Origin of the sequence: Cupriavidus sp. SK-3, from assembly GCF_000611145.1 — a bacterium.
In the GTDB taxonomy this organism is placed as follows: Bacteria; Pseudomonadota; Gammaproteobacteria; order Burkholderiales; family Burkholderiaceae; genus Cupriavidus.
In genome coordinates this window covers 49,769-63,007 of sequence record NZ_JFJV02000135.1, presented here as the reverse complement: position 1 = coordinate 63,007, position 13,239 = coordinate 49,769, and the positions used below count along the sequence as shown (strand labels likewise).

12 protein-coding genes are annotated in these 13,239 nt (G+C 67.0%); 5 read left to right on the top strand and 7 right to left on the bottom strand.

Going from position 1 to position 13,239, the window contains the following annotated elements; translation table 11 throughout:
* Positions 1-7: 7 nt before the first annotated feature.
* From rsmB to def, 5 genes are all read right to left on the bottom strand, one after another.
* A complete protein-coding gene (rsmB, locus tag CF70_RS14510; RefSeq protein WP_035865621.1) occupies positions 8-1,360 on the bottom strand; it encodes a 16S rRNA (cytosine(967)-C(5))-methyltransferase RsmB in 1,353 nt (450 codons plus the stop codon).
* 210 nt (positions 1,361-1,570) lie between these two features.
* Complete coding sequence (gene htpX, locus CF70_RS14505) at positions 1,571-2,431, bottom strand: zinc metalloprotease HtpX (RefSeq protein ID WP_035865619.1); 861 nt, start codon at positions 2,429-2,431, stop codon at positions 1,571-1,573.
* A 188-nt stretch (positions 2,432-2,619) separates the two neighbouring features.
* Positions 2,620-3,261: a LysE family translocator gene (locus CF70_RS14500; protein ID WP_035865616.1), complete on the bottom strand. Its 642-nt coding sequence runs from the start codon at positions 3,259-3,261 to the stop codon at positions 2,620-2,622.
* Between the two features lie 43 nt (positions 3,262-3,304).
* On the bottom strand, positions 3,305-4,318 hold the full coding sequence (gene fmt / locus CF70_RS14495; protein WP_035865612.1) for a methionyl-tRNA formyltransferase: 1,014 nt from the start codon (positions 4,316-4,318) through the stop codon (positions 3,305-3,307).
* A 113-nt stretch (positions 4,319-4,431) separates the two neighbouring features.
* Positions 4,432-4,947: a peptide deformylase gene (def, locus tag CF70_RS14490; RefSeq protein ID WP_035865609.1), complete on the bottom strand. Its 516-nt coding sequence runs from the start codon at positions 4,945-4,947 to the stop codon at positions 4,432-4,434.
* A 162-nt stretch (positions 4,948-5,109) separates the two neighbouring features.
* Here def and CF70_RS14485 point away from each other — a divergent pair, with 162 nt between their 5' ends.
* The 4 genes from CF70_RS14485 to CF70_RS14470 all read left to right on the top strand — a co-directional run bounded on the left by CF70_RS14485 (position 5,110) and on the right by CF70_RS14470 (position 10,831).
* Positions 5,110-6,282: a LysM peptidoglycan-binding domain-containing protein gene (locus tag CF70_RS14485; protein ID WP_035865606.1), complete on the top strand. Its 1,173-nt coding sequence runs from the start codon at positions 5,110-5,112 to the stop codon at positions 6,280-6,282.
* A complete protein-coding gene (dprA, locus tag CF70_RS14480; RefSeq protein ID WP_035865603.1) occupies positions 6,279-7,421 on the top strand; it encodes a DNA-processing protein DprA in 1,143 nt (380 codons plus the stop codon). The genes CF70_RS14485 and dprA overlap by 4 nt, the downstream gene beginning before the upstream one ends.
* Positions 7,422-7,515: 94 nt before the next feature.
* Positions 7,516-7,932: a thioredoxin domain-containing protein gene (locus CF70_RS14475; protein WP_035865599.1), complete on the top strand. Its 417-nt coding sequence runs from the start codon at positions 7,516-7,518 to the stop codon at positions 7,930-7,932.
* A 214-nt stretch (positions 7,933-8,146) separates the two neighbouring features.
* Positions 8,147-10,831, top strand: a complete 2,685-nt coding sequence (locus CF70_RS14470) for a DNA topoisomerase III (protein WP_035865596.1) — start codon at positions 8,147-8,149, stop codon at positions 10,829-10,831.
* A 63-nt stretch (positions 10,832-10,894) separates the two neighbouring features.
* On the opposite strand, the gene CF70_RS14465 is transcribed toward CF70_RS14470, so the two are convergent.
* Positions 10,895-11,797: a LysR family transcriptional regulator gene (locus CF70_RS14465; protein ID WP_035865593.1), complete on the bottom strand. Its 903-nt coding sequence runs from the start codon at positions 11,795-11,797 to the stop codon at positions 10,895-10,897.
* A 192-nt stretch (positions 11,798-11,989) separates the two neighbouring features.
* On the opposite strand from CF70_RS14465, the gene CF70_RS14460 reads away from it, so the two are divergent.
* Positions 11,990-12,295 carry a hypothetical protein gene (locus CF70_RS14460; protein WP_035865590.1) on the top strand — a complete coding sequence of 102 codons (306 nt, stop codon included), beginning with the start codon at positions 11,990-11,992 and terminating at the stop codon, positions 12,293-12,295.
* Between the two features lie 395 nt (positions 12,296-12,690).
* Here the strand turns inward: CF70_RS14460 and CF70_RS14455 are convergent, their stop codons facing one another.
* Positions 12,691-13,167 (bottom strand): hypothetical protein, encoded by a 477-nt coding sequence (locus CF70_RS14455; RefSeq protein ID WP_035865588.1) that lies wholly within the window; start codon positions 13,165-13,167, stop codon positions 12,691-12,693.
* Between the last annotated feature and the right edge of the window lie 72 nt (positions 13,168-13,239).

Genomic DNA, 13,239 nt, shown 5'->3' with positions numbered 1-13,239 from the left:
GGATCGGTCAGGGTCGTTTCTGGAAGCGGGCGTAGAAGAAGCCATCGTGGTCGGTGGGCAGGCCTTCCTGGCTGGCATTGCCGCCGCCGGCCACCTGGTCCTTGTTGCCAGGCAGCATCTGGCCGGGTGCCTGCAATCGTATCGCATCTGGTAGCTGTGCACCAAACCAGCGCGCCTGCTCTTCGCCCTCCGTTGGGAAAATAGAACAGGTGACATAGACCAGGATGCCGCCCGGCTTGAGCAGGCTCCAGAGTTGCGACACGATGCGCCGCTGTTCGGTCACCAGGCGGGGAATGTCCACCTCGCGGCGCAGCCAGCGGATATCCGGATGGCGGCGCACGATGCCCGAAGCGGAACAAGGCACGTCGGCGAGGATGCGATCGTATTGGCGGTTATCCCACCAGTCCTGCGGGCGGCTCGCGTCGCCCACTACCACAGTGGCTTGCTGACCCAGACGCGCGAGGTTCTCGTCGATGCGCGTGGCACGCTGGCCATCGCTCTCGAGCGCCGTCACCTCGACCTTGGCCAATTCCAGGATGTGGCCGGTCTTGCCGCCGGGCGCTGCGCAGGCATCGAGCACGCGCTGACCGTCGGCCAGGTCCAGCAGCGGCGCGGCCAGTTGCGCGCCTGCGTCCTGCACCGAAACGTCTCCCTCGGCAAACCCGGGGATCTGCGACACGGGAAACGCGCGCACCAGCCTGACCGCCTGCGGACCGATGGCCACGCCAGCCATGCCGGCGTTGGCCACGCGCTTGAGATACTCGGCGACCGTGACCCGCGCGGTATTGACGCGCAGGGTCATGGGCGGACGCACGTTGGCGCTTTCGGCCAGCGCGGTCCACTGGTCCGGGTAAGCCTTGCGCAGCGCGTCCAGCCACCATGCGGGCAGGTTCCAGCGCGCCTCGTCGTCCTGGCGCACTTCGGCCAGCAGCGCCTTGCGCTCGCGCAGGAAACGGCGCAGCACGGCGTTCACCAGCCCGCGCGCATGAGCCGTCTTGGGCTCGGATGCGGCGGCGCTGACGGCCTGGTCCACCACGGTGAACTCCGTATAGCCGCCCTCACCCTGCTCATCCTCGACCAGCAGCGCCAGCGCCACCGCCAGCAGCGAATCCACCAGCGCGCCGGGCGGCCGGGTCACCAGTTTGGTGACCAGCGCGCGCGCCGTGCCGAACTGGCGCATGGTACGGTAAGCCAGGTCCTGCAAGGCGCCGCGCGTGGCCGCGTCGCGCACGCGGTCCAGGCGGTATTGCGCGGCGGCGTTGTCGATGGCCAGCGGCAGCGCGCTGCCTTCGTTGACGCCGCGTACGGCGGCCGCGGCGGCGAGCATCTGGAAGGCGAGTGATTCGTGTGGCAGGCGCATGACAGTGAGGCAGTGAGACGGTAACGCGGGGTGGCAAAGGCAAGCCGCAAGCGGCGTGGACTGGCGGCAAGGCCGGGCGGGGCCGGAAAAAACACTGCCCGCCGCTTCGAAGGGAAGCACGGCGGGCAGTTTACCCTGTATGTGCCCAGGGCCGGCTTTTTTGCGCCCGGCTGGCCGGCGCCTGGAGTAACGGGACGGCTTGAACCGGCCCTAAACCGGGTAGACGCCGGTCTGGGCCATCTGCATCAGCCGTGCCACGCGCTCCTCGGTGGCCGGGTGGGTCGAGAACAGGTTGGCGATGCCGCTGCCCGAGAGCGGGTTCATGATCATCATCTGCGCGGTCGCGGGGTGCGCTTCCGCGGTCTGGAAGGGAATGCCCTGGGCATAGCGGTGGATCTTGTCGAGCGCCATCGCCAGTGCCTGAGGATCGCCGCTGATCGTGGCGCCGCCACGGTCGGCCTCGAACTCGCGGGCGCGCGAAATCGCCATCTGGATCAGCGAGGCCGCCAGCGGCGCCAGGATTGCCACGGCGATGCTGGCGATGGGATTGGAGCGGTTGCCGTTCTCGTCGCGCCCGCCGAAGAACATGGCGAAGTTGGCCAGTGCGGCAATCGCGCCGGCCATGGTGGCGGCAATGGTCGAGATCAGGATGTCGCGGTGCTGCACATGGGCCAGCTCGTGCGCCATCACGCCGCGCAGCTCGCGCTCCGACAGCACGCGCAGGATGCCGGTGGTGGCGGCGACGGCCGCGTGCTCGGGATTACGGCCGGTGGCAAAGGCATTGGGCGCGTCCTCGTTGATCAGGTACACGCGCGGCATCGGCAGCTGCGCGCGCTGCGCCAGCTCCTGCACCATGCCATAGAACTGCGGCGCCGTGCTCGCGTCGACTTCCTGCGCGTTGTACATGCGCAGGACCATCTTGTCCGAGAACCAGTAAGAGAAGAAGTTCATGCCCAGCGCCATGATCAGCGCGAACATCATGCCGCTGCGGCCGCCGATCATGCCGCCAATGACGATGAACAGCGCCGTGATGGCTGCCATCAGCATGAAGGTCTTGACCCAGTTGAACATTGTCGTGATCTCCGAAAAAATCATCCTTGTGCGCGCACCCGGTGGCCGGGCTGGCCAGACCCGCGAAGCGCGACGCGGTGATGATTAGATGGTACCCCTGGGCGGAAATTCAACCGTGGGTTGCCTAAAAACAGAGCAGTGCCACGGTTAGCGACGCCTTCGGCCGTTTGTCCGTCAGGGGGAGGGGCTTAGCGCTGAGCCAGCGCCAGGCGGACACCCAGCCCGATGAACGCGGCGCCAACAATGCGATCCAGCCAGCACTTTAGCCGGGGCGCCTCGCTAGCGCGGCGGGTCAGGGTGCCCGCCATCCATGCGACCAGGCCGTTCCACAGCGTCGACATCAGCACCATGACGCTGCCCAGTGCCAGGAATGCCAGGGCCTGGTGTCCGGCATGACGGTCGACGAACTGCGGAAAGAAGGAAATGAAGAACAGGATCACCTTCGGATTCAGCACATTGGTCAGGAAGCCCTGCATGAACAAGGCGCGCAGGCCGCGCGTACCCGGCTGCGCGGCGGGGGCAGCGCTTGCCTCCCGGGGTGCCGATTGCTGCCAGATGAGGCGCAGCCCCAGCCACACCAGATAGGCCGCGCCGGCAAACTTGATCACGGTAAAGGCAGTGGCCGACGCCGCCAGCAGGGCGGTCAGGCCGAAGGCGATGGCCAGCGAGTGCACGCAGCAGCCGGCGCTGACGCCGAGCGCCGAGACCACGCCCGCCGCCCTGCCCTGCGCCACGCTGCGCCCGACGATGTAGGCGGTGTCCGGTCCGGGTGTCACATTGAGCAGGAACACGGCGCCGACGAACAAGGGAAAGTCAGTAATACCGAGCATGGGATTCCTGGCTGCTGGATTGGCAGTGGCGGGCAGGTGCCGGTTATGCCGTGCCTTCCGGCACGGCGCAGCGGGTGCCAGCCGGCAGCGGCATGCCCTGCAGGAACTGCTGGGCCGGCAGCCTGCGGCCGCCCGGCTTCTGCAGCTCGGCCACGCGCAGCGCGCCCTCGCCGCAGGCGATCACCACGCCATCGGCATCAGCGGCCAGCACTGTGCCCGGCGCCTGCCGCAGACCGGGCACGGCCTCCGTCGCCTGGGCCTGCCAGCACTTGATGACGGTCTGGCCGACCTGCACGGTGGCGCCTGGGAAGGGGTTGAAGGCGCGCACCTGGCTGGCCAGTGCCGTGGCCGGGCGGCGCAGGTCCAGCGGCGCTTCTTCCTTGGCGATCTTTTCGGCATAGGTGACGCCCTCGGCAGGCTGCGGCGTGCCGGGCAGCGGCTGGCCAGCGGCGAGCCGGCGCAGCGCGTCCGCCACCATGCGGCCGCCCAGCGCGGCCAGCGTGTCGTGCAGCGTGCCGGTGGTGTCGTCGGGCCCGATCGGCACCGTTTCGCCCTGGATCATCGCGCCGGTATCCAGGCCTTCGTCCATCTGCATCAGCGTGATGCCGGTTTGCGCGTCGCCGGCCTCGATGGCGCGGTGGATGGGCGCCGCGCCGCGCCAGCGCGGCAGCAGCGAGGCATGGATATTGAGGCAGCCGTGGCGCGGCAACGCCAGCACCTCGGCTGGCAGGATCAGGCCGTAGGCGGCCACTACCATGACGTCCGGCGCCAGCTGCGCCAGCGTATCCACCGCGGCGCCGGCTTCCTCCGGGTACTTGCCGTTGCGGCGCAGGGAGCGCGGCTGCAGCACCGGGCCCAGACCATGCTCCAGCGCGTACTGCTTGACGGGGCTGGCCTGTAGCTGCATGCCGCGGCCCGCCGGGCGGTCGGGCTGGCTGAGCACGGCCACGACGGGGAAGCCGGCCTCATGGATGGCCTGGAGCGCCACGCGGGCGAATTCGGGCGTGCCGGCAAAGGCTACGCGCAGCGCTTGGGTTGGGCTTGCGGCTTGGGACATGGCGCGCTCCGGCATAAAGCGGCACCGGCCGCATCAGCGGCCGGCAACTTGATTCATCGGGAAGGCAATACGATAGCAGACCGGTGCCGGCGCGTCCGGCCGCGGCGGCTACCTTACATGCGGGTGCGTTCGCGCTTGTGCAGCTTGACCAGCTTGGACTTGATACGCTGAAGCTTGAGCGGTGACAGGTACTCGACGAAGACCTTGCCCTTGAGGTGATCCAACTCGTGCTGGATACACACGGCCAGCAGATCGTCGGCTTCGATCTCGAAGCTCTCGCCCTTTTCGTTGAGGGCGCGCACGCGCACATGGTCCGGGCGCTCCACGCGGTCGTAGACCTCGGGCACCGACAGGCAGCCCTCTTCCGATACCTTGCGGGTCTCGCTGGACCAGACAATTTCCGGGTTGATGAAGACTTGCAGCGCGTCGCGGGTTTCGGAGATGTCGATCACCACCACCTGCTCGTGCACGTCCACCTGGGTTGCGGCCAGGCCGATGCCCGGTGCTTCATACATGGTCTCGGCCATGTCCTGCACCAGCTTGCGGATGCGGTCGTCCACCACGGCAACCGGTTTTGCCACGGTATGCAGGCGGGGATCGGGGTAGGTCAGGATATCGAGTTTAGCCATGATGCTGGGGCGCAACGCCTGCCGCTCACACATGTGACCCGCGCGTTGCGGCTACGGGTGTTTACATGCAGAATCGGGGCGCAAGTACAAAAATTCAAGGCGCGCCGCAACAGGCACGCTCTCCAGGGTCAATCCGGCTGTTCTGCCAGCCGGTTCGAGAAAATGCGCGATCTTACCAAAGAACACCAGGCGGCGCCGGGCCGCAGGCTGCACGCGTTTGCCCGATTGATGTTGTGTGCGGCTGGCATCACTGCCGCCGCCGGGGCGCCAGTCCATGCCGCTGAGCTTACCGTCACCCCTGCCCAGCTGGCCCAGGCCAATGTCACCGGGCAGCAAGGCATACCCGCCACCGACCTGGCACCGGACGCGCCACAGCAGTACGTGGTGCGCGGTGGCGACACGCTCTGGGGCATATCGGGCCGCTTCCTGCGCCAGCCCTGGCGCTGGCCCGAGCTGTGGGGCATGAACCGGCAGCAGATCCACAATCCTCACCTGATCTATCCCGGCCAGGTCCTGTACCTGATTCAGCGCGACGGACGCGCCTGGCTCTCGACCAGCCCGGACGCCGGCGGCACGGTGCGCCTCACGCCGGGCGTGCGCGGCGACGGCGGCCCGGAAGGCGCCATCGCCAGCATTCCCGCCAAGGACATCGAGTCCTTCCTGATCCGCCCGCTGGTGGTGGACCAGGGCACGCTGGAGACCTCGGCGCGCATCTTCGCCCTGCCCGAGTCGCGGGTCTACCTGGCCATGGGCGACATCGCCTATGCGCGCGGCATCGCCCCGCCCGAGGCGGTGATCGGCAGCGACTGGCAGGCCTTCAAGCCGGTCAAGCCGATCAAGGACCCCGTCACCGGTGTTGTGCTGGGCTACGAGGCTGAATACCAGGGCAATGTCCGCGTGTCGCGCCAGCCGGAAGGCTTCGACGCGGTGACCACCATCAAGGTGACACAGGCGCAGCAGGAAATGGGCACCGGCACCTTGCTGATGCCCCAGCCCGCGCGCGAGCCGGTGCGCTATGTGCCACGCGCCCCGGAAGTCGCGCTCGATGGCCGCATCGCGGCGGTCTATGGCGGCGTGCAGTTTGGCGGCGCCAAGCAGGTGGTGGTGCTCAACCTCGGCACCACCGCGGGCCTTGAGCCAGGCCACGTGGTTGCGCTTTCCCGCGCCGGCCAGTTGGTGCCCGATCGTACCGACGGCAATCGCCCCATCCTGCTGCCCGACGAGCGCTACGGCCTGGCCTTCGTGTTCCGGGTGTTCCCCGGTGTGGCCTATGCCCTGGTCACCGATGCCACGAACGCGATCGAGGTTGGCGACCGCGTGACTTCGCCACGTTGACCGGGCCAGCAGCAGCCTGCGCCGGTCCGGTGCAGGCGCCGGCCACCACGCGCGACGCCGCGGACATCGAGGCGTGGCTGCGGCTGACGCGCGCGCGTGGCCTGGGTACGGGCGCCCTGCGCCAGTTGCTGGCCGTCTTCGGGCTGCCGCGGCAACTGCTGGCGCAGAGCGTCAGCGCGCTGGCGGCGGTCATCCCCGAGAAGCACGCGAGCGCCTTGCTAGCGCCGCCCGACGCTACCACCGTGGCGCTGGTCGAGCGTACCGTGGCCTGGGCCGCCGAGCCCGGCAACCATGTGGTGACGCTGGCCGACGCAGCCTATCCCCGCACCTTGCTGGACCTTTCCGACCCCCCGCTGGTGCTGTACATCAAAGGCCGGCTGGACGCGCTTGGCGCTCCGGCCGTCGCCATGGTCGGTGCGCGCAGCGCCACGGTGCAGGGCGTGGAAGATGCGCGGCGCTTCGCCCGCGTGCTGTCCGATGCCGGGCTGGCCGTGGTGTCGGGGCTGGCGCTGGGGATCGATGGCGCTGCCCATGACGGCGCGCTGGCGGGCATCGGCGGCACCGTGGCGGTGATCGGCACGGGTGCCGACCTGGTCTATCCCGCCCGCCATCGCGAGCTGGCCCACCGCATTGCCACCCATGGCGCCATCGTCAGCGAGTTTCCGCTCGGCGCGCCGGGGCGCAGTCATCATTTCCCGCAGCGCAACCGCATCATCGCGGCGCTGGCGCGCGGGGTGCTGGTGGTGGAGGCGGCGGCGCGCTCGGGGTCGCTGATCACGGCGCGGCTGGCTGCCGAAATAGGGCGCGAGGTCTACGCCATTCCCGGCTCGATCCATGCGCCGCTGTCCAAGGGCTGCCACCGGCTGATACGCCAGGGCGCCAAGCTGGTGGAAACCGCGCACGATGTGCTGGAGGAACTCGGTTGGGGCGGCGCCGGTGTCCGGACCGTGTTGCCTGCACCGATGCCGGCACTGGACGATGTCCTCGGCCTCACGCTGACCCACGATCCCGTCACGCTCGATGCGCTGTGCGCCCGCACCGCCCTGCCACCCGAGCAGGTGGCAGCCATCCTGCTGAACCTGGAACTGGCGGGCGCCGTGGAGCGGCTGCCGGGCAATTTCTATCGCCGGGTAAGCTAGTGGGTGCCGCAAGGCCGGTCGAGGCACGGTTTTCCCCGCGACCGCTACAATCAAACGATTTCCCGTGCCTGAAAAGGCTCATGTTTATCCCGCCATGACCGTTTACTTTCCGGAGCAGGACCCGGGCGCGATCGCCCAGGCGCTGGCAGCGCGTCCGCAAGGCCGCCTGGTCGCGTGCCTGTGCGCGGCCTGGTGCGGCACCTGCGGAACCTACCAGGAGGCGTTCACATCCCTGGCGGCGCGCTTTTCCGGCGATTGCTTCGTGTGGATCGATATCGAAACCCATGCCGACCGGCTGGGCGACCTCGATATCGACAACTTTCCCACGGTGCTGGTGCAGCCGGTCGCAGGGGGCCGGCCGCAGTTCTACGGTACGCTGTTGCCGCATATCGAGGTGCTTGAGCGTATGCTGGCGCGCGGCGCCGCCATGCCGGTGGCGGCCGGGGCCGAGGTGCCGGAAGTGCTGGACTGGCTGGCGCATGGTGCCGGCGACGGCCTGGATTCGCATTGAAAAAAGAACCGACAGCAACCGCACCGGGCCTGGCCCGCGTGCTGGCAACGGCTGTTTGACGAAGGCGCCGGCGGCGTGCTTGCTTGCACCGCCGTCGGAACCGCGCTTATTATTGGCGCCTCAAAGCCCCGAGCTCGCTGTTTACATATAGTGCAGAGCCCTTAGTGGCAATAATTCGCAGGCCGCCAGAGTGCGGCCAGCAAGGACCCGATCCATGTCAAAAGCCCTCATCATCGCGGAAAAGCCATCGGTTGCTGCCGATATAGCCCGTGCCCTCGGGGGCTTTACCAAGCATGACGAATACTTCGAAAGTGATGATTACGTACTTTCGTCGGCCGTCGGCCACCTGGTTGAGATTGCCGCCCCGGACGAATACGAGGTAAAGCGAGGCAAGTGGAGCTTCGCCAACCTGCCGGTGATTCCCCCGCACTTCGATCTGCGCCCGATCGCCAAGACCGAATCGCGCCTGAAGGTGCTCAATCGCCTGATCAAGCGCAAGGACGTCACCGCCCTGGTCAACGCCTGCGACGCGGGGCGCGAAGGGGAACTGATCTTCCGCCTGATCCAGCAGCATGCCAAGGCCAAGCAGCCGGTGCAGCGCCTGTGGCTGCAGTCGATGACGCCGCAGGCAATCCGCGACGGCTTCGCGCGCCTGCGCGACGACGCCGACATGATGCCGCTGGCCGACGCCGCGCGCTGCCGCTCCGAGGCCGACTGGCTGGTGGGTATCAACGGCACGCGCGCCATGACCGCCTTCAACAGCAAGGGCGGCGGCTTCTTCCTGACCACAGTTGGCCGGGTGCAGACCCCTACCCTGTCGATCGTGGTGGAGCGCGAGGAGAAGATCAAGAAGTTCGTCCCGCGCGATTACTGGGAAGTGCGCGCCGAGTTCATCGCCGCCGCCGGCCTGTACGAAGGGCGCTGGTTCGATCCCAAGTTCAAGAAGAACGAGTTCGATCCCGAGGCGCGCGAGTCGCGCCTGTGGAGCGAGGCCGAAGCCAAGAGCATCGTGGCGGCCTGCCGTGACAAGACTGGCACCGTCACCGAAGAGTCCAAGCCTTCCACGCAGCAGTCGCCGGCGCTGTTCGACCTGACCACGCTGCAGCGCGAGGCCAACTCGCGTTTCGGCTTCTCGGCCAAGAATACGCTTGGCCTGGCGCAGGCGCTGTACGAAAAGCACAAGGTGCTGACCTACCCGCGTACCGACGCGCGCGCGCTGCCAGAGGACTACATGGACACGGTCAAGCAGACCATGGACATGCTTGCCGAGAGCTCGCCCAACTACCTGCCGCATGCCAAGAAAGTGCTGGCGAGCGGCTGGGTCAAGCCGAACAAGAAGATCTTCGACAACAGCAAGATCAGCGATCACTTCGCTATCATCCCGACGCTGCAGGCCCCGAAGAACCTCTCGGAGCCGGAACAGAAGCTGTATGACCTGGTGGTGCGCCGCTTCCTGGCGGTGTTCTTCCCGGCGGCCGAGTTCCAGGTCACCACGCGGATTACCGAAGTGGCCGGCCATCACTTCAAGACCGAGGGCAAGGTCCTGGTCAATCCGGGCTGGCTGGTGGTCTATGGCCGCGAAGCCCAGGGCGACGACGCCAACCTGGTGGCGGTGGCCAAGGACGAGCGCGTCAAGGTCGACAAGGTCGACAGCTTTGGCCTGACCACCAAGCCGCCGGCGCGATACAACGAAGCCACGCTGCTCTCCGCCATGGAAGGCGCAGGCAAGCTGGTGGACGACGACGCGCTGCGCGAGGCCATGGCCGGCAAGGGCCTGGGCACGCCAGCCACGCGCGCGGCCATCATCGAAGGCCTGCTCGCCGAGAAATACCTGGTGCGCGAAGGCCGCGAACTGATCCCCACTGCCAAGGCCTTCCAGCTGATGACGCTGCTGCGAGGCCTGGGCGTGCTCGAACTGACCCAGGCTGAACTGACCGGCGAATGGGAGCACAAGCTGTCGCAGATCGAGCGCGGCGGCCTCAAGCGCGACGAGTTCATGCGCGAGATCGCGCAGATGACGCAGCAGATCGTCAAGCGCGCCAAGGAATACGACAGCGACACCATCCCGGGCGACTACGCCACGCTGGCCACGCCGTGCCCGCAGTGCGGCAGCCAGGTCAAGGAGAACTACCGCCGCTTTGCCTGCACCGCTTGCGAGTTCTCGATCAGCAAGATCCCGGGTGGCCGGCAGTTCGAGATCGACGAGGTCGAAGAGCTGCTGCTGAAGAAGGAAATCGGTCCGCTGCAAGGCTTCCGCAGCAAGATGGGCCGGCCCTTCGCCGCCATCCTGAAGCTGGGCAAGGACGACGAAGGCCATTACAAGATGGAATTCGACTTCGGCCAGAACGACGACGACAACGATGGCGAGCCGGTCGATTTCAGCGGCCAGGAACCGGTTGGCACCTGTCCCAAGTGCAGTGGCTCGGTGTTCGAGCATGGCATGAAGTACGTGTGCGAGAACTCGGTTGCCAGTCCCAAGGCTTGCGATTTCACGACCGGCAAGATCATCCTGCAGCAGGAGATCTCGCGCGAGCAGATCGGCAAGCTGCTGGGCGCGGGGCGCACGGATTTGCTGACGGGATTCAAGTCATCGCGCACCGGGCGCAATTTCAAGGCCTTCCTGGTGAAGCAGCCTGATGGCAAGATCGGCTTCGAGTTCGAGGCCCGCGAGCCCAAGGCGGGTGCGAAGACGGCTGCCAAGACTGCTTCCGCCAAGGCGGGCGGCGAGGACGATCAGGACGCTCAAACGGCGAGCAAGGCCAAGGCACCAGCCAAGAAGGCGGCTGCCGTGAAGAAGGCGCCCGCAGCCAAGAAGGCCGCAGCCAAGGCGCCGGCGGCCAAGCGTGCTACCGGCAAGTCGCGCGCCGGCGGCGAGGCCACCGCCGACGCCGAGGAGTGAGCCGCCGCGGAACCGGCTTCGCGCCGGTTCCGCGAATCCTGTCCTTGCGCCAGTCCCGATCCCTTACTGATCGTTGCCGCGGATCTTGCCTTCTTCCAACAGGAAGTCGATAAAGGCGCGGACCTTGGTCGGCAGGAACTTGCGGCTGGGATAGACCACGCTGACATCGCGCCGCGGCAGTCGGTATTGCTGGAGAATGTGCGTCAACCGCCCCGCTTCGATATTCGGCCGCGCCAGATAGGCGGACAGCATCGCCACCCCCATATCGGCCAGCGCCGCCTGGTGCGCCAGCTCGGCGTTGCTGCACAGCAGGCCCGGCCGGATCGGCACCGTCACCTCGCCCTCCGGCCCCGACAGCGTCCATTCATGCTCCGCGGTGGGAATCCGCATCGCGATACAGCGGTGGTTGGTCAGTTCGTGCGCGTGGCGCAGCGGCGGGTGCTGGCGCAGGTAGCCTGGCGAGGCGCACAGGATGATCTCTGCCGAGATCAGCGGGCGCGCCACCAGGTGCGAGCCCAGCCCCAGGTCGGACAACACCACGCCTACGTCGCGGCCCTCTTCCACGATATCGACGATACGGTCCGATAACAGCACATCGAACACCACTTCGGGGTACAGGGCCTGAAAACGCGCCAGCGTGGCCGGCAGCAGGTGCAGGCCGAACATCACCGGCGCCACCAGCCGCAGTGTGCCCGAGAGCGACTGGCTGCGCGCCGTCACTACCGATTCGGCCTCCTCCACGTCTTCCAGGATCTGCTGGCAACGCTGCAGGTAGGTTTCGCCGGCGTCGGTCAGCGACAGGCTGCGGGTAGTGCGATTGAGCAGCCGGGTGCCCAGGTGGCTCTCCAGGTCAGCCACATAACGCGTCACCACCGCGTTGGACATTTCCAGTTGTTGCGCTGCACGAGCAAAGCTGCCCAGCTCGACCACTTTGGAAAAAACGCGCATCGATTGCAGCCGGTCCATGACATAGTCTCCAGTCTTGCCCGCGAACTTTTACGAGAAGTGGGTTATTTATTGTTAAAACTACAACTAATCATTGTCGGGGGCAATCTTTATTCATATCAGGGAAATACCTAATATGGAGCCATCGGATGCCGCATTGCAGCGAAGGCTGCTGAGAAGACAAGGCATCCTGCCTGTGGAAAGGATTCAATCATGAAAAACCAACGTTACGCCCTGATCGCCGCTGCCGCCACGCTCGCCGCTGCCCTGACTGCCGCGCCCGCTTTCGCCAAGACCGGCAAGTACGACCCCTATACCGATGGCGCCCGCGCCACCCAGGCCTCGGTTTACAGCAACGGCGGCAGGGCCGGCAAGTTTGACAGCTTCACCGACGGCGCCCGCGCCGGTAAGTTCGACGCGTTCACCGATGGCGCACGCGCCGGCAAGTTCGACCCGTACACCGACGGCGCCAAGGCCGGCAAGTTCGACGTGTTCAGCGACGGCGCAGCAACCCTGTAAGGCCGCTGGCCAGCCGGCAGGCATCGTCTCTGCCGGCGGTTTCACCCCTTTCGGCTGATCTCCACAGGCCGACGGGGAGGGGGCGGAAGCTCTCTCTCCGTACTAACCGGAGGACATGCCCGTACCACGCCGGTACGGGCATGTTTGTTTTGGGGCGCCTCATTGTCCGGCATTGCCCCTGCCCTGCTATCCCGTCCGCGTGGTGTCCTGCTACGGACGTAGCCTGCAAGTGATGCATCATACGCCCGGACGCGCATCCCTTGCCTTGTCCTCTTTCCTGAAATCTCTGCTGACGGGCTTCGCGGGCATAAAAAAACGGGCCGCGAATGGCCCGTTTTCCTGCCGGCATTGCACACCGGCCGCCTGCGCGCGGGGCAACGGCCCCGCCACGCCGATCAGTCGTCGTGATCGTGACGGTTGTGGCCACGGCCATGCTTGTGCTTGTAGCCGCTGCGGTAATAGCGGTCGTCGCGATAACTGCGGGCGCGCTCGTCCGCATAGGAGTTGCTGCGCGAGACGTTGCCGCCCAGTGCGGCGCCAGCGCCGCCACCTACCGCGGCACCCAGCAGGCCGCCGGTGCGCCCGCCCATGGCGTTGCCCGCCGCCGTACCCGCGCCGCCGCCCAGCGCGCCACCGATGATGGCACCGGTGCGCTCGCGACGGTTGGAGGTGACCGCGCCGCCAGCGCCGCCGCCTACCGCGCCGCCGATCACGGCACCGGTCGAGCCGCCAAGCGCGCCGCCCACCGCCGCCCCGGCGACACCGCCGAGCGCGCCGCCGACGGCGTTGTTCATATCGCCCGCGAACACCGGCAGCGCGGATGCCGCCAGGGCGATGGCCAGGGTGAAACTGCGAACGGTGTGGCGAGACATGTTCTTTTTCCTTGGGTTAGCAACGATGGCACAAGTGTAGAGAAGTCGCTCCGGACTTGCTGTAACCACGTG